The organism is Bordetella genomosp. 4, assembly GCF_002261185.1.
Taxonomy (GTDB): Bacteria; Pseudomonadota; Gammaproteobacteria; order Burkholderiales; family Burkholderiaceae_B; genus Bordetella_A.
Genome location: NZ_NEVQ01000013.1, coordinates 197,079 through 219,358, shown reverse-complemented (window position 1 = coordinate 219,358; position 22,280 = coordinate 197,079). Strand labels below are relative to the sequence as shown.

The following is a 22,280-nucleotide window of genomic DNA, read 5'->3' as shown; positions in this document are numbered from 1 at the left end:
TTGCTCGGATATTGAGGCCACACCTCTGAGCAAGCGTCGTTCCTGCCGTGCGCAACATACTCTGCCTCGCTCCGCCGTTCAAGACTCTGAGTTCGCAGTCTTGCGAGGACGGCGAGTCCGTGTCGTGGTGCTGCGAGCAGTCTTACGCACGGCTTTTTTGGGGGGGTCTGATGCGGGCGCGGCAGACTCACTCTCAGTTGGCGACACGACGCCGGTGTCGGGAGCAATAACCTCCGAGTGCACGTTGTCCTGAGGCACCGATTCTCCCGACTCGGTGCCCTTGCTGGCGCGACGAGTTCGGGGGCGGCTGCGTTTCGCAGCGGCGGGCTCCCTCTTGCCAGAATCCTCCGGCAGTGCCGAGGCGGCCGCCGCAGCGTCACCGCCATTTGGCTCGGCTGATGCTCGCGGCTCCAGGACATCGGGATATTTCGGCTGCTCGATCAACGGCGCGCCGGGCTCGTCAACAGTACGTTCCTGATGGCCGGCATCGACATCAATGAACACACGATTCTGATCGGCGGGCTGAATGGGCTGCTGCTGTGCAGTTTCCTTGCCCGCGCCTTCGGCTCTACGCCCGCCCCGAGTTCTGCGCGTTGATTTGGCACGGGGCTCATCCTGTACAGCGGCAGGCGCCCCTGCGCGGCTGCGATACACATAGGCGCTGGAGTTTTCCTCGCGGCCGACCTCCAGAAACCCGCGCGATTGCGCCTCATCCAGCAAGTTTCCAAAGGCGCGAAAGCCATAATACGATTCGTTGAAATCGGGCCGGCGGCGTTTGAGCGCGTCTTTGAGCACGGACGCCCAGATCTTGCCGCTATCCCCGCGCTCGGCCATCAGGGCCTCGAACGTCTCGACCACCATCTCGACCGCTTGCGTCTTGCGCAGCTCCTGCTCTTCTTTCCGTTTGCGCTCTTCTTCTGGGGTACGGCGCTGGCCTGAGCTGGATGCGCCCCGATTGTCTCGCCGGGACTCCGCCTTGCGCAGGCCTTCTCTGGCGAGATCGTCATAGAAAATGAACTCGTCACAATTGGCGACCAGCAGGTCGGACGTGGACTGCTTGACGCCCACGCCGATGACCTTTTTGTTGTTTTCCCTCAGTTTTGAAACCAAGGGCGAAAAATCGGAGTCCCCGCTGATAATCACAAAGGTATCGACGTGCGACTTCGTATAGCAAAAGTCCAGCGCGTCCACGACCAGGCGGATGTCGGCGGAATTCTTCCCCGACTGCCGCAAATGCGGAATCTCGATCAACTCGAAATTCGCCTCGTGCATCGGAGACTTGAATTCCTTGTAACGATCCCAGTCGCAATAGGCTTTCTTGACGACGATGCTGCCTTTGAGCAGCAGCCGCTCCAGCACGGGGCGAATATCGAATTTCTGGTACTTCGTGTCACGCACGCCGAGCGCGACGTTCTCGAAGTCGCAGAAAAGCGCCATGCTGACGCTTTCATTGGAATTATTCACAAGCTCTCCTAGTGCACCTCATGTCAATGGCGCAGAGGTAGCCGCTATTTTGACATGCCGGCGGCATAGCCGACGCATCATATCTGGTCATCCGGGCGGGCGATCCGCTCGGCACGGACTTGGCTGATGCGCAAGCCGTCACGCTGGGTGACCTCGAACGCCCAGTCGCCCCAGCGGATGGTTTCCCCCACCTCGGGCAAGCGCTCCGCCAGCCTCAATAGCGCACCGGCCAAGGTAGCGTCGGGCAGCGACTGATGCATTTCCGGACTCGCCAGCAGCAACCGTACTTCTTCAATAGGCATGGCGGCATCCAGCAACCACGCCTCCTCGGCGAGTCTCGTCGCCTGCGGGGGCTCGTCCGCGTCTTCGGGCAGGTCTCCGCCCACCGCCGCCAACACATCCAGCGGCGTGGCCAGGCCTACACATCCACCATGCTCGTCCACGACGATCAACATGTGCTCGCGCGATTGGCGCAATACATCCAGCACCTTCAGCACCGGCGTACTTTCGAGGATGTAATAAGGTTTACGCGCCAACTCAACCAGATCGATCGCGTTGGGCAACTGCAGCTTATGCAGCAGATCCTTGAAATGGACCACGCCGATGACATTCGCGGGATCGCCATCGCACAGAGGCATACGCGCATGGCCAGCCGAAAATTTCTTGACGATGGCGTCTACGGGATCCTTGATGTCCAGCCAGATCATCTCGCCGCGCGGCACCATGATGGATCGCACGTTGCGCGTGCCTATACCCAACACACGCTCCACCAGTTGGCTTTCCTCCGGCGCAAACCCGGGCTCGCCCGCACCATCGACCAGGGCAGCCACGTCCTCCACGGCATTCTGATCCGCCGGACTCTTGCCGCCTCGCAGCAATCGCAATACAGCTTGAGCCGTGCGCTGACGCCCGGTCAGGTTCTGCGTGCGCCGGCTGCGGTTGCGGCGGGCCAACTGATTGCAGGCCTCGACCACGACCGAAAAGCCAATCGCGGCATACAAATAGCCCTTGGGCACATGAAAGCCCAGGCCTTCGGCCACCAGGCTGAAACCGATCATCAGCAGCAAGCCCAGACACAAGATCACGACCGTCGGGTGGCGATTGACGAAGGCCATCAACGGACGGCTGGCCAGCATCATGACCGCCATGGCGATCACCACCGCAATCATCATGATGCTCAATTCCTGCACCATCCCCACGGCGGTAATGACAGAGTCCAGCGAGAACACCGCATCCAGCACGACGATCTGCAGGATCACCTGCCAGAACACGGCGTGCTGGACCTTCTGGCTTTCGCCATGCGCCCTGCCCTCGACCCGTTCGTGCAGCTCCATCGTGCCCTTGAACAGCAAAAACAGGCCGCCCAGGATCAGGATCAGATCCCGGCCGGAAATCTCGGCCCCGAATGCGGTAAACAACGGCTCGGTCAGCGTGACCACCCAGGCGATACTCGCCAGCAGGCCCAGACGCATCAGCATCGCCAGCGTCAGGCCGATCACGCGCGCGCGGTTGCGCTGCTCGGGTGGCAATTTATCGGCAAGAATGGCGATAAAGACCAAGTTGTCGATACCCAGGACAACTTCCAGAATAATCAGCGTCGCCAGACCCAACCACGCAGTGGGGTCGGCCATCCAGTCAAAAAACATGCGGTGATCCTAGTGAAGGAAAAAGCAATAGTGATCGTCACGGCGCGAGGCAGCCGCGATAGAGGACAAATCCGGGGTCAACATGCGCGAGCCCGCGCGGGCGCCGCGATGGCGCCAGGCGGAGCCCGGCCCTGGTCTCGATAGAGGAAGAGATGCACGAACGGCCGTCGTACTTGGCGCCCTGGCCAAGCCTGTGCCTCGTGAGAGGGAAAAATCTGTGCGAGGGGCATTGCCCTCAGAGGGAGGCGCCGCTGCTGGATCGCGAGCGGCGCGATGGTACTAGGAGGCTCGTTGCTCATAAAAGAGGACGCACAAGTCCCGGCTGGCCACAGCCGGCCTGACAGCGTCCTTAGCTGACAGAAAGCTGAATAATAATGGAAATTCGGCAATTGTGCTCAGCCGAGGACCCAACAGGCCCAGCCGCTACCGCGGCCGGGCTGGCGTGCGTCATTTCCGAACCCGTTCGTAGGAATTCGTAGCGCTGCCCTATTTCACCAAGGTCACGGGCACGTCTGCCAGATGAATGACTTTATTCGCCACTGAACCCAGCAAAATACCCGGCAGTGCGCTCAGGCCGCGCGTGCCCATCACGATCTGGCCGCATTGCTGCGCGCGGCAATAGTCGACAATCGTCTGCGCAGATTGGCCTGCCTTGATGGCGGTGACGAATCGCACGCCGCTGTCTTCAGCAACTTTACGGGCCACTGCCAAAGCCTTTTCACCCTCGTCGTTGTAATAGTCCTGCACAACGCTCTTGTCCAGAAACATCTTGGCGTGGCCGGACAGTACAGGCAAAGGCACGTTCAACAAATGCAGTTCGGCGTCATCTTGCTGCTGCGCCATGGCAATGGCTGCCTTTAGCGCGCGCATCGCGGATTCTGAGCCGTCTATTGGAACCAGGATTTTGATCATGAGCTGCTCCATAAAAAAGGGGTTAATGGATGCCGCTGATTCAGGATAGCAGATTGGTTCTGCATGGTATTGATCTACATCAACAATCTGGCCACCAGGCTTTTACGTGGTTGATCGGCGCGGCCTGCTGGCCTGCCGCCGTACAACTAACTGCTGAGTCAACGCGGCAATCTGCGAGTCTTTCACTTGCAATTGAGCGCGCAGCTCTTCCACCCGATTTTCCAGATCGATCTGTCTCTGAACTAATCCGGCCTGCACCGTCTGGGCGGCATCTCGGTCCGTTTCCAGTTGCAAGCCCATCCGTGTCCGTTCTATCTGCGCTTGCGCCAGCGCGTCGGTCAGCTCATGCGATGCTTTTCTTGCGTTCTCCAGCGCCTCTGCGTGAGCGGCTTTGTCGCGGGCCGCAGATTTGCGCTGCTCATTCAACTCGTCTTTGGCCTTTTTCAATGCCTGACGTTGCTCGTCAATTTCGCTCAGCCAGCGCCGCTCATGTATGGCGTGCCGCGCCTCGGCTGCTGCCAAGGCGTCCCGGTGCGATGCTTGAACTTGCTGCAATGTCTGCTGCAGAGCAGTCACCTGCTCCCGAGTACGGGCTAATTCGGCATCGAGGTCTTTGGACGCCAGTCTGGCTTCGTTGACCTGTTGCTCGGCTGCCTGCAGCCGAGTCTCGGCGGCGGCGGCCTGAGCGTGCGCGGCTTGGGCGCTGGCTTGTAAATCCGCCTCGCGCGCTTGCAGGCGAACCCGCACCTGCTGCACAGACTCGTGATCGATGGCAAGCGCTTCTCTTGCTTTGGCCAACTCGGCGCGTTCGCGGGTCACCGTAGCGGACCATTCGTCGCGGGCGGTGGCCAGAGCGGTCTCCCATATGTGGACAAACGATTGCGTCAGAGCCTCCGGTACGCCACTGATGCCTCTGTGCCCGGCGCCGAGGCGCTCGCCCAGCCCTCGGAACCACGCCTTCAAATGGGGCCCTACCGTATTAGGCGAGCCACGCCCCAGATGCAGACGCACCCGCTCGATGGTCGGCTGTTCGCCCGATTGCAGCAGCGCATCTGCTGCTGCCCACACGTCTGCTTCTTGAACGCCTGTCGCCATGATGGGCCCCTGATCACGTACGGTCAGCTTGGCGCTGGACCGGGTTTGTGGCAAATTAGAGCGGATAATTAAAAGTTATCCGTTCTAATTCGAAATTTATGTATTATTTAATACGCACTACATATTATATAGAACACATCCGGTGTTTTGGTGAGAAATTCAGTGAAAAAAGACCGATTTAGCCCCTCGCAAGCTGTCGTGCAACGCGCTCAGGTTGCCGGGGCGTTGCAGGACAGTCTCGGCGCCAGCGAGGCATCGATTCAGTCGCTGCTGCGTGAAGGCAGTTCGGAAAACACCCTCGCCGCCTATCGATCGGCCATTCAATACTGGGCCGCGTGGCATCAATTGCGCTTGGGATCGCCGTTTCTGCTGCCCGTGCCGGTCAATACGGTGATGCAATTCATCGCCGATCACCTTGAGCACGTCACGAATCAGGGATTGGCGTATGACTTGCCTGCAGAGGTGGATGCAGCGCTGGTAGCCGCCAAGGTCAAACGCAAGCCTGGCCCTTTCAAGCTCGCCACGGTCCGCCATCGTCTTGCGGTGTTGTCCGAGGCCCACGAAACGCAGGAGCTGCCCAACCCCTGCCGCAGCCGGGCCGTACAAACCTTGCTGGAACGTGTGCGCAGCGCCTACGCAAAACGCGGCGATCGCCCCGCGCGCAAAGACGCCTTGACCAAAGAGCCACTGGAACAGCTCCTGTCTACTTGCGACGACTCGCTCATCGGGCTGCGCGATCGCGCCTTGCTGCTGTTTGGCTGGGCCAGCGGCGGCCGCCGGCGCTCCGAAATCGTGCGGGCTACCATAGAAAACACACGTCGCGTCCCCGAGGGTTTTCTCTACACGATGGGGCATTCCAAAACCAATCAGGAAGGCGTCGAACGCGTTGACAGCCACAAACCCGTTGTAGGCCGTGCGGCGGCCGCATTAGAGGCGTGGTTGAGTGCCGCCGGGATCACATCAGGGCCCTTGTTTCGCCGTGTGCGGCGGGGGGGCGTGATCGGCGAGGGACTGGGCGCCGAGGCCGTGCGCAAGATCGTGCAGGCGCGTGCCGCCCAGGCTGGGTTGTCGGGAGACTACACTGCCCACAGCCTGCGCTCGGGCTTTGTTACCGAAGCGGGCCGCCAGGGGCTGCCGCTGGGCGAAACCATGGCGATGACGGGGCATGCGAGTGTCGTCAGCGTTGTGGGCTATCACCGGGCCGGCGCAGTATTGTCGTCGAAAGCGGGACTATTGCTGGATGGGCAACCAGAGTCTGGATCAGACCAACAAGCAACGCATCATTGAGAGCGTCCATGGATCTACGCCACCTGCGATACTTCATCGCGATTACCGAACACGGCAGCGTGCGCCTGGCCGCCGACCACGTGCATATCAGTCAGCCAGCCATTTCGCGGCAGATTCACGATTTAGAGGAAGAACTGGGCGCGGCCCTGTTTGACCGGGGCCCCCGAGGCCTGAGTCTGACGCCTATCGGCGAGGCATTTCTGGTGCGCGCGCGGGGCATCCTTGCTGATGTACAAGCCGCCAAAGATCAAGCGCGCCGCATGGCGACAGGATTGAGCGGCCATCTCTCCGTTGGCTTTGTAGAAAACGCGACATGGGATGGCGTAGTGCCCCAAGTCTTTCGAGCCTTTAAAGAACACGCTCCCGAGGTCGATCTGGAGTTACGCCCGCTGCACTCGCCGGAGCAACTCGACCAGCTTGAGGCGGGCAGCTTGGACGGGGCATTCGTCTACCCGTTCGCCTCGCTGCCCGCTCACTGCACGTCCCAAAGGGTTGCCTTGCACGACGTGGTCGTAGCGTTGCCCAACTCTTGGCAATTCCGCGGGGGAAAACCCCGCCGGCTGCGGGATTTGGCTGACCGGAGCTTTATTACCTTTCCGCGGCATGTCTATCCGGACTACTACGACAACTTGCTTAACGCCTGCGCCGCCTTGGGCGGCCCGTTGCATAGCGTTCAGTCAGTGACCACGGAGGCCGCGATTCTTTCATTGGTGTCTTCAGGGATGGGCGCGGCGATTGTGAACTCGGCGAATCAATTCCGGCCACCCGCCTTGGTTGAGTTTGTGTCGTTGGACGATCTGTCGATTCCTATGCATCTGACTTTCGTGACAAGACAGGACAATCCGAATCCCGCGCTAAAGCTTTTCTCCATGACACTCAGGGACCAGCTCACGACGAGCACGGCCTAGCGATGCATTTTAAGCATCACCGCCCTCACTAAACGGTATTTTTCAACACACCAGATCTGCGCGATAGTGCCTGTCATGACTGACTTTTCCTCATGATGAGATCACGATGGCCGCTATCAGTATTGCCTCGCATGCCGGTTCGTTAATACGCGCTCAAGTCGATTTTGAGCGCCCTGGGTTTCAGACAGGTTACCTTGAAGTTCCCTATTCCCGTGATCGATCGGCTTATGGGCATATTCCCATTCCCGTGGTTGTGATCAACAACGGCATTGGCCCGCGGCTATTGCTCACGGGCGGCAACCACGGTGACGAGTATGAAGGCCCAATTGCCCTTTCGAAGTTGATCCAACGGCTGAAAGACGAACCGATCCAAGGCCGCTTGATCATCATCCCTACGCTGAACCTGCCGGCAGTGCTCAATGCCTCGCGCACGTCGCCCATTGACGGCGGCAATCTGAATCGCCTCTTTCCCGGCCGCCGCGACGGCAGCGTCACGGAAATGATCGCACACTACGTGGAAACCGAGCTCTTTCCCTTGGTCGACGGAGCGTTGGATCTGCATGCAGGCGGCGCGTCATTCGACCATTTACCTACTCTGTTGACGGCCGTCCCCACGGAGGGCAAGGCCCGGGCAGACTATATGAGACTGGTGCATGCATTCGCAGCGCCACGCGCGTTGCTATTGGACATGCTTGGAGAAGACCGCACTTATAGTGCCGCGGCACAGCGAGCCGGAATCTGGTTCATTGGCGGCGAGTTTGGCGGCGGCTCGCATTGTGATCCCGACTGTCTCAAGATTGTCGAGGACGGCGTGCGGCGAGTGCTGCGTGAATTGGGTGTCACACCCCGTGACGAGCCACCCGTGGCCCAGTACAGCACGCGCATGCTGACGATGCATGGCCGCAGCCACTACGTCTTCGCGCGCCACTCGGGAATCTTCGAGCCGTGCTATCACTTGGGCGATAACGTCCGGAAAGGCCAACTCGCGGGGCGGGTGTTTGCGCCTCACGCACCATGGGAGCCCGCACACGAACTGTACTTCGAAGGCGACGGCATCGTGATGTGTGCCCGCACCTACGCCGACGTCGAACCAGGCGATTGCGTCGCGATGTTGGCTTGCGACGCAGCCGGCCAAGGCTAAACAAACCAATACCAACAACATTAATCAAGGGGTACCGCCATGTCCAATGCATCGACAAGCGCACCGGTAAGCGCAAAGGCCGCCATTCGGCGACGTTTTACGATGCCACACATATACGTCATCCTGATGGCATTGATCGTTCTTGCCTGTGTGCTCACCCATCTGATACCAGCAGGCCTCTATGATCGCGTACCCGGACCCGGCGGACGCAATACCGTCGATCCAGCGAGTTTTCATTTCATCGACTCAACGCCCGCCGGATTGCGCGACGTCGTGATGGCCGTGCCGCAGGGCTTGGTCAGCGTCAGCGAGGTGATCTTCTTCGTCTTCATGATAGGTGGTGTTTTTGCCGTGCTGCGCCGCACAGGTATCGTGGAAATCGGTGTCAGCAGACTCAGCCACCGGTTTGCCCGCAATAGTCTGATGCTGATGCCCCTATTGATGTTCTTGTTTGGCGCCGTAGCATCAGTTATCGGAACGCCAGAGCTGTCCATGGTGTATGTACCCATCCTGCTGCCGCTGTTTCTCGCCCTGGGCTATGACTCCTTGACGGCCGCGGCGGTCGCGTTGTGTTCAACGTGTGCAGGATATGCCGCAGGCGTGCTCAATCCGTTCAACACGGGCTTGGCACAGCGCCTGTCCGATCTGCCTTTGTATTCGGGATGGGGTCTGCGTGTCGCGATATTGATTGCGCTATTGGTCTCATGCATAGCCTACGTGATGTGGTATGCACGGCGGGTTCGCCACAATCCCGAGAAAGGCTTGCTCTACGACAATGCTGCCGAGCAGGAAAAACGCCGGCAGTTCCAGGAAATCGGTGCTGGCCCAGTGCTTTGCGCCACCCGCCGCCAAGTCTGGGCCGCCATGATCGCTGTCGCATTCTTTGGCGTGCTGATCTATGGGGTCACCACGCAAGGCTGGTACATGAAAGAGCTGACCGGCCTGTTTCTCGCCATGGGCATTCTGGTGGGTCTCGTGGCAGGTCTGGACGGCAACGAGATCAGTGATGGGTTCTCCGAGGGATTTCGCGATGTCTTGGTCGGCGCTCTTGTCGCGGGCATAGCACGAGGAGTCGGCGTTGTGCTGGAGAGCGGCCACATTCTCGATACCATCGTGCATGGCCTGTCTCAGATCGTGGGCGAGCTGCCCCCCATGTTCACCGCCATCGGCATGCTGCTTTCGCAGATGGGTATCAACTTTGTCGTCCCCTCGGGCAGCGCCCAGGCATTGCTGACCATGCCCATCATGGGGCCGCTCGGAGACATCGTCGGCGTCACCCGCCAAACCACGGTATTAGCCTACCAAATGGGCGATGGCATCAGCAACATCGTGTACCCGACTGCCGGCTACTTTATCGCTACGCTCAGCGTGGCCGGTGTGCCATGGCCCAAGTGGATACGATTTTTCGCGCCGCTGTTCGGGATATGGTTCAGTATTGTGGTGTTGTTTCTGATCTATGCACAACTGACGCAGTGGCATGGTTGACTGGCTGCCGGAACAAGTGTCGCGTTGGGGCAGGCTATAGCAGCAGCTGCACCGCAGGCAAGCTCGCATCAGCGTTGAGCAATACCACTTTTTTGCGTTGTATCCGCCATTGTCCCGGCTGACCGATCAACGCATGATAGGCGGTCGCCGCGAATACGCGCTGGGTATCCCCTTGCGTTTCCACATACATGAACGGCGTACGCATGTGAAAAGTGCCAGCCGATTCGTCGGCGCCGATGACCGCGGGGGCCTGCAACACCCGCAGCCCTCGTACTGCAGGATGCAGCGAATGGGCGCGCGGGTTGGCGTATCGCTGCACGCGCAAACGCAAGAGCAACAGGTCCTCGTACAGCAAAGCAGGCGACTCGTCTGGCGGCGCGGAGTCTATCGCGCCGTCATCGCCGTCGGGAGATAACGGCATCCAATACAAACCGTCATGGGCAAACAAGGACAACCACGCCTCGTATTGCCTCGTATCGAGCAACATGGCCTCGTGATACACGAATTTCGCCAATGCGGCATGCAAAGCTGCGTTTTCCGGTGTTGTTGCCGCAATGACCTGATTCACCATACTCCCTCCGTCCGCACCCTCAGCCATGACTCGGCTCATGACGCATCCTCCATCAACGCTAGCCATCCTCGGTGCTGATTGCGAATCACCAGCTCGTTGTTCCCGCTGTCGAGCGAGATGGCGCCGGCCTCGATTTCTCCGTCCCGATAGCCGCGGTGCAGGCTCAGCCATTCGTTGCCCGCACACTGCAGCCCCTGCTGCTGGCTTTCGAACAGGTGCACATCATCGTGTGCAACGACCGACATGGGCGAAAACACCAGCCGCGCGTAGGATGCGGCGCGTTGGCGCAATCGGGCCGGCGCGTTTTTCGGGGCAAAGGCCCACACTTCGATCAAGGTCTCATTCACCGATAACGGACGGATCACACGCAGCACCATCGGCGAGGCCTTTGCAGCGAGGCTCGGATAAAACACCGTGTTCTGCGGCGAGAAACTGAGGATGCGTTCAGCCTCCTCCTTGCCGTAGCGGGACTCCAGCGAGGCCTGGTAGTCCGGCAACGGTGCATAACCCGTATGGATACTGAACTTCGTACCCAGCACGCTATGTCCATGCGGCAGCACGCGAGCGCCCATTTCCGAATAAAAACTGTAGCCGGCACCAAACGGCAGCAATTGCTCCATCGCCAAAACGGTATCGCTGTCCTCAGGCAGGTGTTCGCTGACGTGCTTGGCCGCGCTGGCTGCGGACTCGTGCGTGGAGATTGGATGCACCGTGTCGTTCACGTTTTCCAGATAGAGTTTCCAGTTGCAGCGAATGACGTTGCGCAGCGGTTTGCCCAATACCTCTACCCCGCCCTCCGGTGCACGGGCGATGATGTTGTCCAGCGTGGCCAGCGCCTCGCCAAAATAGGATTCGAAATCAGGGCCCTCATCACTGAGGCGTACGAACACAAAGCCCCGGTAATTCGTCGTCGCACCGGGACTGGACAACCCTTTTCCCGACGGACAGCTCGATAGCTGCGTGCCCTCGTAGTCGTTTTTCAGAGGAACCGACAACAACGAACCATCGAGCTTATAGGTCCAGGCATGATAAGGACAACGGAGGAATTTTCCGCAATTTCCCTGACGCTCGTGCACCAGTTGGCTGCCTTTGTGCGCACACCGGTTCATCAACGAGACGACCTCCGTGGCGCTTTTGCGCAGCATGATCAGCGACTGCCCGACGATATCGATGGTGGCGTAGTCGCCGACGTTCGGTATCTGGCTCTCGTGTCCCAGATAAACCCAGGCGCGCATCCACAGGCGCTCGACTTCTGCTCGATAGAGATCGGGATCCACATACAGGTCCCGATGGACACGATCCGGCTCGATCAGGGATCGCAGCGGTGTCGTGGATGAGAACTCACGCATCGGTTGCTCCGAATAAACCCGGTAATTCTGCCGGGTACAGAAAGCATTCAGCCGCGAGGCTGTGCGAGTGGTTGATTAAATGTTGGCCATGGGGCCACGGCTCCTGGAAAGCTGCCTACGCAGCGGCACGCTGTACTGCAGGCGTTGCGTGCAAGGCACCGCCTGCATCCTGGACCGCAGGCCTCCACGCCTCGGCAGCCGAGTCTGGCGGAACGGCTGCGATCAACGCACGGGTATAGGGATGGCTGGGTTGCTCGAATACTTGATCAGTCGGCCCCTGTTCGACGATGCGGCCTTTGTGCAGCACCAGCACGCGCGTACAGAGATACCGCACCACGGCCAGATCGTGCGAGACGAACACCAGCGCAATCCCCAACTCTTGTTTCAGCTGCAGCAATAGATTCAGGATCAAGGCCTGCACCGAGACATCCAGGCCGGACACGATTTCGTCGGCGACGATCATTCGTGGCGTCACACACAGCGCGCGCGCTATGTTGACGCGCTGCTTCTGACCGCCCGACAGCTGCGAGGGCAAGCGATCCGCCGCCTCGGGCGGCAGCCCCACTGAGGCCAGCAACTGTTGGGCGATCTGGTTGCGGTCATGAGACGCAGCGCCTGTGCGCAAGCGGGCTTGGCGACTGACCTCCAGGATCTGCGTGACCAGCGAGCCGACGCGACGCCGGGGATTCAATGCCGAATCGGGGTTCTGAAACACCAATTGCACATCGCGGGGATCCGCCAGCGGAATACTAGCCCCGAGCCGCCGGTTGCCGCTGGCAGAACCCGGATATTCAATCTGACCCGCTGTCGGCGCCACCATGCCTGCCATCAAACGTGCCAAGCTCGTTTTGCCGCTGCCGCTCTCGCCGACGATGCCAAGAAATTCTCCTTGTTCGACGTGGACATTCAACGGTTCCAATATCTGAATAGATCGGCTTGACCGAAACAAACGAGCGGGCCCGGGATAGCTCAGCGCAACATCACGCAGTTGCACAACGGGCGAGCGGCTGCCTGCTGGGGGGCCATTACGTAATGCCGCGAGAGCGTCAGTGCCGTCGGCTTCGTTCACCGGCCAGGCAGGAATATGGTCCAGGCATCGGGCGGCACGCTCGCCATCCCGCGATGACAAGTCAGGATGATGCATGGCGCAACTCTCCTGACGTATCGGGCAGCGCGAGGCAAAACGGCAGCCTTGTAGACGCGCGAAATCTTTCAATCCAGGCATAAAGTCCGGCAGGGCTTGCAGCAACCGCGTGGCTTTTCCCATGCCTGGAGCAGACTCTTTCAGGCTGCGCGTATACGGATGTAATGGCGCATCCAGCACCTGCCGCGCCGAGCCCAGCTCTACCACCTCGCCCGCGTACAGCACCGCGATTGCGTCGCAAACATGTGCGGCCAGACGCAAATCGTGCGTCACCAGCACCACCGCCGTCTTGTGCCGCCGTTGTTGTTCGGCCAACACCTGCATGATCTGTGCCTGCGTAATCACATCCAAGGCCGTCGTGGGCTCGTCGGCAAAGATCAACGCAGGATCGCCGCAGAATGCCATCGCGATGAGGATGCGCTGGCATTGCCCGCCCGACATCTGATGCGGATAGCGTGACAGCATGGCCTGCGTATCTGTCAAGCCGACCTCGGCCAGACGCGAGCTGGCATAGGTTTCCCATTGGGCGGCGGGAATCCCTACATGGCGCAAATGCTCGAAAAGCTGCTGGCGTACCGTCAACGCGGGATTCAGGCCTGACAGCGGCTCCTGCGGAATAAAAGCGATCTGCCGCCCCAGCAGTTGGCGGCGTTGGGCGGGCCTGATCTGATTGAGATCCTGGCCTTTGAACGTGAGCGAGCCCTGGCTGATACGAAAGCCTGCCGGGATGGTGCCGGCGACCATGCGCCCTATCATGCTTTTTCCGGCACCGGATTCTCCTACCAGGCCCAGCATCTGCCCCTCGGGAACGCTGAGCGTGATGTCGCGCAGCACCTCGGCAGGCGCGGTATTGCCGGCGTCGTCCAGCGCAACGTCCACGGTCAAGGTCAAATGGCTCAATTGCAATAAGGACATGGCTTCAATTCCTCGCACGCTGACGCGGATCCAACGCTCGCCGCAGTCCGTCGCTGAGCAGATTGAATCCGAACACAGTGAATACGATGCCAACGACCGGGGCAATCAATGTCCAGATGGCCTCCTGCATCGTGCTGCGGGCATCGGCGATCATGACACCCCAGGCGACCACATCGGCGGGCACAGACAGGCCCACAAAACTCAAGATCGCTTCGACGATGATCGCGATACCGATCTGCAGACTGAACAAGGTCAGAATCAGTGGAACGAGTCCCGGCAGCATTTCCCGCAAGATCACGCGCAGATGGCCGAATCCCATCAATCGCGCGGCGGTGACGTAATCGTTGCGGCGGATTTTCAGCGCCTCGGCACGCACGACCCGGCAGAACCGCGTCCAGTCCACCAGGATGATCGAAAGGATCACGTTCCCTACCCCGGTCCCCAATCCCACCATCAGGATCAGCGACAGTACGACAGGGGGAAAGGACATCCATAGATCGACCAGATAGCCAATGGCGCGATCGACACGGCCGCCAAAATAAGCGGCAATCAGCGCCAGCACGCAGCCGGCCAGCATGGCGCCGGTAGCGGCGCACAGGCCCACCCATAGCGCAATGCGGGTGCCAAAAATCAATCGCGACAATACACAGCGCCCCAGACTGTCGGTGCCTAATGGGAACTGCGCCATGCCGTCGGCGGCCCAGGCCGGCGGCAGCAGAGGCGACAACAGATCCTGTTCCAGCGGATCATTGGGCGCAATGTAAGGCGCAAATATCGCGATCAGCACCAGCATCAACACGATGGCCCCGCCGATGGCGGCCTTGGGGGATGCGCGCATTGCTGCCTTTAGCGGAGACAGCCCTGTGCGCCAGGTACGCGTGGAGATAGGCAAGGTCGACATCAGGTCGTTCGCAGTCGGGGATCAATGACGGCGTACAGGCAATCAACGCTGGCGTTGATCAGCAGAATGACGGCGCAAAACACCAGAGAAATCCCCTGGATCAAAGGCAGATCATGGTTGCGAACGGCCTGCACCATCATGTTGCCCAGCCCCGGAAATGAAAAAATCATTTCGATCAGCAAAGTGCCGCCAAACAGAAAGCCAAACTGCACGCCGATGAGCGTCAAGGTAGGCAAGAATGCGTTGCGCAACATGTGGCGCAAAATCACCCGCCATTCCGGCTGGCCGCGCAGACGCGCAACGGTGACGTATTGCTCATGACTGACCTCCAGCAAGCTGGCGCGCAATACCCGCACGATCAGCGGGCTGAAGCCCAACGCCAACGCAGTAGCCGGCAAGATCAGATGCGACAAGGCATCCAGCCAATTACCAAGCTGACCTCGCACCAGAAAATCGACGAGCACAAATCCTGTCGGCCCTGCAGCGACCACATCAGAACTGAAACGCCCCGAAAACGGCAGCACCGGCCAATACACGCCGAACCCCAGCATCAAAAAAATGCCCCATAAAAAACCGGGAATGGAGATCAACAGCACCAGTCCTGCGTCGGCCACCAGCTCACCGCGACGATCGTGCAACACATACAGCAGCAATCCACCCGGCACACTGATTAGCAGCGCCAGGAACAGGGCCACGAACGACAGCTCCAGCGTGGCAGGCAAGGTATGGGCAATGAGCTGTGTGACAGGAACGCCTGAACTGATAGACCGTCCCAGATCACCCTGCAACACCTGTCCCAGCCAGATGCCATACTGCACCAACAGTGACCGATCCAATCCCATCGTATGGCGCAACGCATCGACTTCGGCATTCGTCGCATTCGGCGGCAGCATCATGCCCAGCGGATCGGCGGGCAGCAGACGCAACACGATGAACACGACGATCGACAGGGCCAGCATGGTGGGCACCGCCACCATGAGCCGTCGAGTGAAATGGGACAACAACGCAGCCAGCATCACTTGCTCCAGCGGTATTCGGCAGGCAGGATGTAGGCGGTCTGGTAAACCTTGACGTCGAGATTTTTCTTGTAGGCGATGGTCGCCACCGACTGCAGCAACGGCAGGCTCCAGGCATGTTCGGTGGACTCTCGTGCCAGGGCTTGGTAACCCTCGAAGCGCTTGGCAGGGTCGCTCAAAGCAGCCAGGTCATCGATAGTCTTGGCCAACGCGGGCTCTTTCCAGGTAGAGAAACGCAGGCGAGGATCGAGGATTTTTCCGGCGAAGATCTCGGGATCGCCGGTCGCATTGGCCCAGCTATACAGCATCACACCAGGCACCTTGGACGAATGACTCAGTTCCAGATATTTCGCCAGCGTGATTTCCTGCAAGTCGGCCTGCACACCGATCTGCGACCACATCTGCACGATGGCCCGGGCCATTTCGTAGTCGCTCGGAAAGGCGTTGTTCGTCGAGAGAAACTGGATTTTCAGGGGCTTGTCGGGGCCGTAGCCTGCCTTGGCAAGCTCTTCTTGAGCCGCCTTCTTGTCGAATTTGAACTCGTAACCCGGCACATCGCCCGGCGATCCCGGGGTGGCCAATACCGAGATGGGTTTGGCCACGTTGCCGTAAAACGCCTTGGAGATGGCTTGTTTATTGATCGCCATGTGCAGCGCGCGCCGGACGTGCTCATTCTGAAACGCCTCCACGTAGCTGGGCATCTGCAGAATGAAAATCTCGCTATAGGGATAGATCTTGGCAGTGAGGTTGGCATTTTTTTCCAAACGGTTGACTTCCCGCAACGGGATCTGCACCGACACATCGGCCCTGCCCGACTCCAGCATGGCTACGCGGGCCGAGGCGTCCGGCACAAATTCGAACACCACACGCTTGACCGCAGGCTTGGGCCCCCAATACTTGTCATAGGCCTCGAGAATCACACGCGAACCGCGCTCGTAGCGTACGATCTTGTACGGACCTGCGCCAATGGGATTAGCTTGAAAACCGTCCTCGCCTACGCGTTCGATGTAGGCCTTGGGCAGGATATACGAGGTCAGGAACCCCAGGTAGTTCGGTGCGGTAGGCGTCGGCGTTGTAAAAACCATCGTGGCCTGGGTCGGACTGGTGACCTCGATGTCTTTCAACGAACCAAAGAACCCATTGATTGCGAGCTTTTTGTCTTTCTTGGGCCGGTCAAAAAAGCTGTACTTGAAGTCCTCGGTCGTGAGCTTGCTGCCGTCATGGAAAGTCACGCCGTCGCGCAGCTCGACCATCAGCCGCGTGTTCTTGTCATCAGCCCATTTCCAGCTTTTGATCAACGAGGGTTGCAGCTTCAGATCGCCATCGATGAACAGCGGCGAATCAAATACCGCCTTGTACACCGATTGCCCTGCCGGAAACGTCACCGCGGTCGGGTCCCAGGATGGCACATCGACGGGATAGACGATTTTTAGTTCTTCTTCGGCCGCCGGTGCCTGTGCGTGGGCCGCGCTCGCCGCCAGACTGGCACAGGCGATGAACAAACCAGATGCCAGAGACCTGGCAGACCATCTTACCAACCTCGCGATACTCATACGGCCTCCGATGCCGGAATGATTTCGGGAGCCCCAATCTGGGCATGGAAAAGAATATATTGTTTTGGATTTAAGCACGATTAGTTGAGCTTTAAACTAATTATTTACCCTAACTTCATCTACTTATGATCACCAAAAGAGTATATTGATAAGACAGACAGGGGCGTGACGATGGGACAATTACTCGAACGATTGAATTGGGATACTGCCTCGGGGCAGATCCTCGATGCTGACCGGCGCTACGTCATGATGCGAGCGGATGTACTGATGGGCCTGTTCAGCGCCCTGCCCGCAACCGACCGGCAACGGGCCTTCGAGAGCCTGCGAGCGTCGGTTCGGAACCACGGAGGCGCGTCAGCGCGTGCTTATCAGGCGAGCGGGACGGCAGACACCGGGGCTTTCTTGCAGGTCATGGCAGAATCTGCTGCAGATCTAGGCTGGGGCGTGTGGCGCTTTGATTGGAAACCTGCACAGGCGCTCACCTTGACCGTACGCAATAGCCCGTTCGCCAGTGCCGCCGGATCGAACGAGGCTCCGGTCTGCCATGCCATTGCGGGTATGCTCGAGGCCGTGACGGCGCTCGTGCTGGGCAAAGCCGCAGGCGTGCAAGAAACGCAGTGTGCGTGCATGGGAGCGTCACATTGCGTCTTTCAGGGACGAACCGATTAAAAACGTCTGCGGTCTGCTGCTTTTTGCGCTTTCCTGACGGGGTGTGGCCGGGTGTAAAAATGACAGTGGACATGACGACAACAACACATAGCAAAACCACGCGCAAACCCAATCTGCGCGAACGCGTCTACAGCATTGTGCGAGAACGCATCCAGATGGGGCAGATCCGTCTGGAAGACCGTCTCGTTGACCATGACATTGCTTGCGAGCTGCATGTTTCGCGCATGCCCGTGCGCGAAGCCCTCATGCAACTGACCAACGAGGGCCTGCTCGAGGGCACCGCTCGCGGATTTGTGCTGCGCCGTTATACGCTCGCACAGATGAACGAGATCTTTGAGATCCGCACGTTGCTGGAACCCCCGGCTGCTGCCTCGGCGTCGCTGCATGCTCAGCCCAAAGGCCTGGCCGAAATGGGCGCGTCGTTAGACAAGGCGCAACATGCCCACGAGACCGGAGACGTCGATGAGTTCATGCGCGATAATGCGCGTTTTCGATGGGCCTGGCTGACCATGGTGCCCAATCGCCAATTAGCCGACGCCATCTCGCGCTATATCGACCACGCCCAGGTCGTGCGGCTGATGACGATGAACGATTCCGATGTGCGCGATCTCATTCTGGACGGTATGCAAGGGCTGTATCAAGCATTCCTGTCCGGCGATGCGGAATTGGTGCGTGCCCGCATGCTGACGCATGCGCGGGCGGCGGCCGCGTGTTATTACAACGCCTATCAGCAGCGTTTAGAACACGGCAGTTGAGGCGGCCGCTGCCTGCGACGCTTGCAACTCTGCCGGCAAATACTCTTTCATAATGTCGATAAATCTGCGCAGCCGGACAGGCTGCAAACGTGAAGGCGCATAAATCAAATGCACGGGTAGCGGCTCGGCCATCCATTCGGGAACGAGGTGAACGAGCTTGCCTGCGGCTAGATCCTGCACCAACGCCCAGGACGAGGCCGCCCCTGCGCCCAACCCTAACCGCATGGCCTTTGCTATCGCGTACAGACCGTCCGTCGACAGCCGAGGCGCGATTTCCACACGGACGCGTTCGCCCGTCTGGCGGTGGATCAACTCAATATCTTCACGGTAGAACGTACGCAACGCCACCCATGGCAGATCCGTCAATTCGCTGGGGTGTTCAGGCACGGCACGCCCTTGCAATAACGCCGGCGCGCACGCGACCAAACGCGGGACCTCCCCCAGTTTGATAGCGACCAGCGACGGGTCTGGCACATGTCCTACTCGAATCGCGCAATCGATATTCTCGCCAATGAAGTCGGGCAATCGATCATGCAGCAGCCATTCGACCCGCATGTCGGGATAGCGGCTCAGATAGTCGGCCAACGGCTCGATGAACTGGTCTTGGCCAAATGCATGCGGCGCCACGACGCGTAACGTGCCGGCGGGTTGCCGGCTCGCGCCATGCACATCGCCTTCCAGCGTCTGCCAGGATTTCAGGAGTTCCAGCGCCCGCTCGTAACAACGCTGCCCTTCCTCAGTCAGGCCCATCGCGTGCGTAGAACGCTGAATCAATCGTACGCCGAAGGCCCGTTCCAGGGCCTGCAAACGGCGGCTCACGGTGGGCTGCGTCGCGCCCAATTGCGTCGCCGCCGCAGACAAGCTGCCGGCCTCGACGATACGGACGAAGGTTTCCAGCAATTGGAAGCGGTCTGCCCCGAATATAGGTTCTTTCATACGTCTATCGTATAACCGTTCTTCAATTTCGGCTACTACCAATACGTGCTGTGCAAGTCCAGAATGCCGCCATGCCCTTCGAATCGGGTATCTACACGGGAAAATCATCATGTCGGCCACTACCAGTCATTCCATTTCTTCTCCTGGCCAGTCAGGCCTGTCGAGCGGTCGCGTGCTGTTGCTCGCGACGGGCTCAGGACTCGCTGTCGCCTCTCTGTATTACAACCAGCCTATGCTGGGAATCCTGGGTAATGACTTTGGCGCGGACGATGCCGCGCTGGGTTGGATCCCGGCCCTGACGCAATTGGGCTATGCGGCAGGTATCTTGTTATTGGCCCCGCTGGGCGATCGCTATGACCGCAAGCGCATCATGATGGGCAAGGTCGCGGCGCTGGCCTTGGCGCTATTGCTCGCGGGGCTGGCCCCGGGCATGGGGACCTTGTTAGCGGCCAGTTTCGCCGTCGGCTTGGCGGCCACGCTGGCTCAGGACATCGTTCCGGCCGCGGCCGCCCTGGCGCCGGCCGAACATCGCGGCCGTATCGTCGGCTCGGTCATGACAGGGCTGCTTTTGGGAATCTTGCTGTCACGAGTGGTCAGCGGGCTGGTTGCCGAGCAGTTTGGCTGGCGCGTCATGTTCATGGCGGCTGCGGGGGGCATCGTCGCCTTAGGTGCTGCGCTATCGCGGGGCTTGCCCAGTTTCGCACCGACGACCACCCTGCCCTATGGCGCCTTGCTGAGCTCGCTCGGCGCGTTGTGGCGGCAGTATCGCGAGCTGCGCCGCGCGGTGTTGGCACAGGGTTTATTGTCGTTGGCCTTCAGCGCGTTCTGGTCCACGCTGGCAGTCATGTTGCACGCCGCGCCTTTTCATCTCGGCGCAGGCGCGGCAGGCGCGTTCGGACTGGCGGGAGCCGCCGGTGCTTTAGCCGCGCCATTGGCAGGACGCGCTGCGGACCGGCACGGACCGGCCGTCGTGAGCCGCCGGGGAGCCCTGTTGGCCGCGATTTCCTTTGCGCTGATGGCCGTTGTTCCGATGTTGCCTACGCAAGCAGCACTGCTGTTGATCGCGGTGAGCACGATCGGTTTTGATCTGGGCATTCAGATGTCATTGATCGCGCATCAAAGCCTGGTCTATAGCCTGGATCCCGCTGCGCGCAGCCGGTTGAACGCCGTATTGATGGTCGGTATGTTCATCGGCATGGCGGCTGGCGGCGCGTTGGGCAGCGTGGCCTTGGCCCACTATGGCTGGACTGGAGTCGTCGTATTGGCGACGGTTGCGTCGATGGGAGCGCTGGCGTTGAGATTGAAAAGGTCGGGCGCCTTGGCTGCTGCACAAGCGTGATCGTCGAGCCAGTCCTCCGACAGCGCCAGAGCCACGGCATCCCTGCGCCGTGGCTCCCTATATCCCACGGCACAGGACTTGCTGTATGGGGTGATGTGCCGCGATCGCGCGCCACATCACCATTAGGAGAAATTCATGGCTGAGAAAACCCTGCAAGACTTGTTCGTGCATGAGCTATCCGATATCTACAATGCCGAAAAGCAGCTCACCAAAGCCCTGCCCAAGCTGGCCCGCGCGGCCGAGGACCCCGACCTCGCCAAGGCCTTTACCAGTCACCTCGAGGAAACCCAAGGCCAGGTCGAGCGTATCGACCAGATTGTCGAAGTCCTGGGCATACGCCTCAAACGCATCAAATGCGCTGCGATGGAGGGTCTGGTCGAAGAAGGCAAAGACATCATTGACGAACTGAAAAAAGGCCCGGTCCTGGATGCGGCCCTGATTGGCGCTGCACAGAAAGTCGAACACTACGAGATTGCCAGCTACGGGACGCTATGTACTTTTGCCGATCAGTTGGGGCACAAAGAAGCGGTGAAACTCCTGAAGGAGACATTGGCCGAAGAGAAAGGCGCCGATGAAAAACTCAACACCCTGGCGCTGCGTCGCGCCAATGAAAAAGCCGCACAGAAAAGTGCAGCCTGAATGAGATCGGTCAAGTCGACACGTCACTGAAAAATCATCGATGGGACCCGGTGCATCGGGGTCCCATCGGTTTTCGGTTTCGTCGAGCTGGCGTCGGGCTGGACGCTTAGTTGCTGCTGACGGCTGAAGTTCTCACGTACGTATTCAAGCCGAATACGCCTCCGCTTTACCGCCGCGTAGACTTCGACATCAGACACGCCGTAATCACTGCACCGACTACGGCCGCCACTGCAATAGATTCCCACGCATGGCGATGCGCGCAACGATCTGCTGCCCGGGAAAAATGACGTAGTCCTGCGCCCGCGGCATCCTGCCAATCTGACGCGCGCGAACTGGCCGCATCCCATTGGCGTTTCAAACGATCGCGCCCGGCTTCGACGTCCGCGCCGCCGAATGCCGCGGTACGGCGCAGCAGCTCCTCGGTGCTGTGCACCAATCTGCTCAGGGTGCCACTGTCATGGTCGCGGTTTTCGTCACTATGATGCTGCTTATGCATATCGCCTCCTATCCATCGATGCACGCGCAAAATGCCGTGCCTGGCCTTATCCGCCGCAA

20 protein-coding genes are annotated in these 22,280 nt (G+C 59.7%); 8 read left to right on the top strand and 12 right to left on the bottom strand.

What is annotated here, in order from left to right:
• Nucleotides 1-78: 78 nt before the first annotated feature.
• The 4 genes from CAL20_RS11280 to CAL20_RS11265 form a co-directional block, all read right to left on the bottom strand.
• On the bottom strand, nucleotides 79-1,464 hold the full coding sequence (locus CAL20_RS11280) for an NYN domain-containing protein (protein ID WP_094837905.1): 1,386 nt from the start codon (nucleotides 1,462-1,464) through the stop codon (nucleotides 79-81).
• 77 nt (nucleotides 1,465-1,541) lie between these two features.
• Nucleotides 1,542-3,110 (bottom strand): TerC family protein, encoded by a 1,569-nt coding sequence (locus CAL20_RS11275; protein WP_094837904.1) that lies wholly within the window; start codon nucleotides 3,108-3,110, stop codon nucleotides 1,542-1,544.
• Nucleotides 3,111-3,596: 486 nt separating this feature from the next.
• On the bottom strand, nucleotides 3,597-4,022 hold the full coding sequence (locus CAL20_RS11270) for a universal stress protein (RefSeq protein ID WP_094837903.1): 426 nt from the start codon (nucleotides 4,020-4,022) through the stop codon (nucleotides 3,597-3,599).
• A 102-nt stretch (nucleotides 4,023-4,124) separates the two neighbouring features.
• Nucleotides 4,125-5,117, bottom strand: coding sequence for a DNA-binding protein (locus CAL20_RS11265; protein ID WP_094837902.1), 993 nt, complete (start codon nucleotides 5,115-5,117; stop codon nucleotides 4,125-4,127).
• Between the two features lie 267 nt (nucleotides 5,118-5,384).
• Here CAL20_RS11265 and CAL20_RS11260 point away from each other — a divergent pair, with 267 nt between their 5' ends.
• The 4 genes from CAL20_RS11260 (at nucleotide 5,385) to CAL20_RS11245 (ending at nucleotide 9,938) form a co-directional block, all read left to right on the top strand.
• Nucleotides 5,385-6,404, top strand: a complete 1,020-nt coding sequence (locus CAL20_RS11260; protein WP_094821407.1) for a site-specific integrase — start codon at nucleotides 5,385-5,387, stop codon at nucleotides 6,402-6,404.
• 8 nt (nucleotides 6,405-6,412) lie between these two features.
• Complete coding sequence (locus CAL20_RS11255) at nucleotides 6,413-7,312, top strand: LysR family transcriptional regulator (RefSeq protein WP_094837901.1); 900 nt, start codon at nucleotides 6,413-6,415, stop codon at nucleotides 7,310-7,312.
• 106 nt (nucleotides 7,313-7,418) lie between these two features.
• The gene (locus CAL20_RS11250; protein WP_094837900.1) at nucleotides 7,419-8,453 is read left to right on the top strand and encodes a succinylglutamate desuccinylase/aspartoacylase family protein; all 1,035 of its coding nucleotides are present in this window, start codon (nucleotides 7,419-7,421) and stop codon (nucleotides 8,451-8,453) included.
• Between the two features lie 102 nt (nucleotides 8,454-8,555).
• The gene (locus CAL20_RS11245) at nucleotides 8,556-9,938 is read left to right on the top strand and encodes a YfcC family protein (RefSeq protein WP_218830707.1); all 1,383 of its coding nucleotides are present in this window, start codon (nucleotides 8,556-8,558) and stop codon (nucleotides 9,936-9,938) included.
• 34 nt (nucleotides 9,939-9,972) lie between these two features.
• On the opposite strand, the gene CAL20_RS11240 is transcribed toward CAL20_RS11245, so the two are convergent.
• The 6 genes from CAL20_RS11240 to CAL20_RS11215 form a co-directional block, all read right to left on the bottom strand.
• Nucleotides 9,973-10,548 (bottom strand): aromatic-ring-hydroxylating dioxygenase subunit beta, encoded by a 576-nt coding sequence (locus CAL20_RS11240; RefSeq protein WP_254924013.1) that lies wholly within the window; start codon nucleotides 10,546-10,548, stop codon nucleotides 9,973-9,975.
• A complete protein-coding gene (locus tag CAL20_RS11235; RefSeq protein ID WP_094821078.1) occupies nucleotides 10,545-11,858 on the bottom strand; it encodes an aromatic ring-hydroxylating dioxygenase subunit alpha in 1,314 nt (437 codons plus the stop codon). The genes CAL20_RS11240 and CAL20_RS11235 overlap by 4 nt, the downstream gene beginning before the upstream one ends.
• Nucleotides 11,859-11,973: 115 nt before the next feature.
• The gene (locus CAL20_RS11230; RefSeq protein WP_094837898.1) at nucleotides 11,974-13,917 is read right to left on the bottom strand and encodes a dipeptide ABC transporter ATP-binding protein; all 1,944 of its coding nucleotides are present in this window, start codon (nucleotides 13,915-13,917) and stop codon (nucleotides 11,974-11,976) included.
• Nucleotides 13,918-13,921: 4 nt separating this feature from the next.
• Nucleotides 13,922-14,818 (bottom strand): ABC transporter permease, encoded by an 897-nt coding sequence (locus tag CAL20_RS11225; protein ID WP_179266662.1) that lies wholly within the window; start codon nucleotides 14,816-14,818, stop codon nucleotides 13,922-13,924.
• The gene (locus CAL20_RS11220; RefSeq protein ID WP_179266661.1) at nucleotides 14,818-15,834 is read right to left on the bottom strand and encodes an ABC transporter permease; all 1,017 of its coding nucleotides are present in this window, start codon (nucleotides 15,832-15,834) and stop codon (nucleotides 14,818-14,820) included. The genes CAL20_RS11225 and CAL20_RS11220 overlap by 1 nt, the downstream gene beginning before the upstream one ends.
• Nucleotides 15,834-17,387 (bottom strand): ABC transporter substrate-binding protein, encoded by a 1,554-nt coding sequence (locus tag CAL20_RS11215; protein ID WP_094837897.1) that lies wholly within the window; start codon nucleotides 17,385-17,387, stop codon nucleotides 15,834-15,836. The genes CAL20_RS11220 and CAL20_RS11215 overlap by 1 nt, the downstream gene beginning before the upstream one ends.
• Nucleotides 17,388-17,558: 171 nt before the next feature.
• On the opposite strand from CAL20_RS11215, the gene CAL20_RS11210 reads away from it, so the two are divergent.
• The gene (locus CAL20_RS11210; RefSeq protein ID WP_094837896.1) at nucleotides 17,559-18,056 is read left to right on the top strand and encodes a V4R domain-containing protein; all 498 of its coding nucleotides are present in this window, start codon (nucleotides 17,559-17,561) and stop codon (nucleotides 18,054-18,056) included.
• 71 nt (nucleotides 18,057-18,127) lie between these two features.
• The gene (locus CAL20_RS11205) at nucleotides 18,128-18,811 is read left to right on the top strand and encodes a GntR family transcriptional regulator (protein ID WP_179266660.1); all 684 of its coding nucleotides are present in this window, start codon (nucleotides 18,128-18,130) and stop codon (nucleotides 18,809-18,811) included.
• Here CAL20_RS11205 and CAL20_RS11200 read toward each other — a convergent pair.
• Nucleotides 18,794-19,747 carry a LysR family transcriptional regulator gene (locus tag CAL20_RS11200; protein WP_179266659.1) on the bottom strand — a complete coding sequence of 318 codons (954 nt, stop codon included), beginning with the start codon at nucleotides 19,745-19,747 and terminating at the stop codon, nucleotides 18,794-18,796. The genes CAL20_RS11205 and CAL20_RS11200 overlap by 18 nt on opposite strands.
• Before the next feature lie 109 nt (nucleotides 19,748-19,856).
• Here CAL20_RS11200 and CAL20_RS11195 point away from each other — a divergent pair, with 109 nt between their 5' ends.
• Together CAL20_RS11195 and CAL20_RS11190 are read left to right on the top strand one after the other, a co-directional pair.
• The gene (locus CAL20_RS11195; RefSeq protein WP_094837893.1) at nucleotides 19,857-21,086 is read left to right on the top strand and encodes an MFS transporter; all 1,230 of its coding nucleotides are present in this window, start codon (nucleotides 19,857-19,859) and stop codon (nucleotides 21,084-21,086) included.
• Between the two features lie 135 nt (nucleotides 21,087-21,221).
• Complete coding sequence (locus CAL20_RS11190; protein ID WP_094837892.1) at nucleotides 21,222-21,725, top strand: YciE/YciF ferroxidase family protein; 504 nt, start codon at nucleotides 21,222-21,224, stop codon at nucleotides 21,723-21,725.
• 166 nt (nucleotides 21,726-21,891) lie between these two features.
• On the opposite strand, the gene CAL20_RS11185 is transcribed toward CAL20_RS11190, so the two are convergent.
• Complete coding sequence (locus CAL20_RS11185) at nucleotides 21,892-22,221, bottom strand: glycine zipper domain-containing protein (RefSeq protein WP_094837891.1); 330 nt, start codon at nucleotides 22,219-22,221, stop codon at nucleotides 21,892-21,894.
• Between the last annotated feature and the right edge of the window lie 59 nt (nucleotides 22,222-22,280).

What these genes read in the sequence shown, in the direction of transcription:
- CAL20_RS11240 (WP_254924013.1), bottom strand. Translation starts at nt 10,548, where the DNA reads ATGAGCCGAGTCATGGCTGAGGGTGCGGACGGAGGGAGTATGGTGAAT.
- CAL20_RS11210 (WP_094837896.1), top strand. Translation starts at nt 17,559, where the DNA reads ATGGGACAATTACTCGAACGATTGAATTGGGATACTGCCTCGGGGCAG.
- CAL20_RS11275 (WP_094837904.1), bottom strand. Translation starts at nt 3,110, where the DNA reads ATGTTTTTTGACTGGATGGCCGACCCCACTGCGTGGTTGGGTCTGGCG.
- CAL20_RS11220 (WP_179266661.1), bottom strand. Translation starts at nt 15,834, where the DNA reads ATGCTGGCTGCGTTGTTGTCCCATTTCACTCGACGGCTCATGGTGGCG.
- CAL20_RS11265 (WP_094837902.1), bottom strand. Translation starts at nt 5,117, where the DNA reads ATGGCGACAGGCGTTCAAGAAGCAGACGTGTGGGCAGCAGCAGATGCG.
- CAL20_RS11270 (WP_094837903.1), bottom strand. Translation starts at nt 4,022, where the DNA reads ATGATCAAAATCCTGGTTCCAATAGACGGCTCAGAATCCGCGATGCGC.
- CAL20_RS11185 (WP_094837891.1), bottom strand. Translation starts at nt 22,221, where the DNA reads ATGCATAAGCAGCATCATAGTGACGAAAACCGCGACCATGACAGTGGC.
- CAL20_RS11215 (WP_094837897.1), bottom strand. Translation starts at nt 17,387, where the DNA reads ATGAGTATCGCGAGGTTGGTAAGATGGTCTGCCAGGTCTCTGGCATCT.
- CAL20_RS11225 (WP_179266662.1), bottom strand. Translation starts at nt 14,818, where the DNA reads ATGTCGACCTTGCCTATCTCCACGCGTACCTGGCGCACAGGGCTGTCT.
- CAL20_RS11190 (WP_094837892.1), top strand. Translation starts at nt 21,222, where the DNA reads ATGGCTGAGAAAACCCTGCAAGACTTGTTCGTGCATGAGCTATCCGAT.
- CAL20_RS11255 (WP_094837901.1), top strand. Translation starts at nt 6,413, where the DNA reads ATGGATCTACGCCACCTGCGATACTTCATCGCGATTACCGAACACGGC.
- CAL20_RS11195 (WP_094837893.1), top strand. Translation starts at nt 19,857, where the DNA reads ATGTCGGCCACTACCAGTCATTCCATTTCTTCTCCTGGCCAGTCAGGC.
- CAL20_RS11205 (WP_179266660.1), top strand. Translation starts at nt 18,128, where the DNA reads ATGACGACAACAACACATAGCAAAACCACGCGCAAACCCAATCTGCGC.
- CAL20_RS11230 (WP_094837898.1), bottom strand. Translation starts at nt 13,917, where the DNA reads ATGTCCTTATTGCAATTGAGCCATTTGACCTTGACCGTGGACGTTGCG.
- CAL20_RS11235 (WP_094821078.1), bottom strand. Translation starts at nt 11,858, where the DNA reads ATGCGTGAGTTCTCATCCACGACACCGCTGCGATCCCTGATCGAGCCG.
- CAL20_RS11200 (WP_179266659.1), bottom strand. Translation starts at nt 19,747, where the DNA reads ATGAAAGAACCTATATTCGGGGCAGACCGCTTCCAATTGCTGGAAACC.
- CAL20_RS11250 (WP_094837900.1), top strand. Translation starts at nt 7,419, where the DNA reads ATGGCCGCTATCAGTATTGCCTCGCATGCCGGTTCGTTAATACGCGCT.
- CAL20_RS11245 (WP_218830707.1), top strand. Translation starts at nt 8,556, where the DNA reads ATGCCACACATATACGTCATCCTGATGGCATTGATCGTTCTTGCCTGT.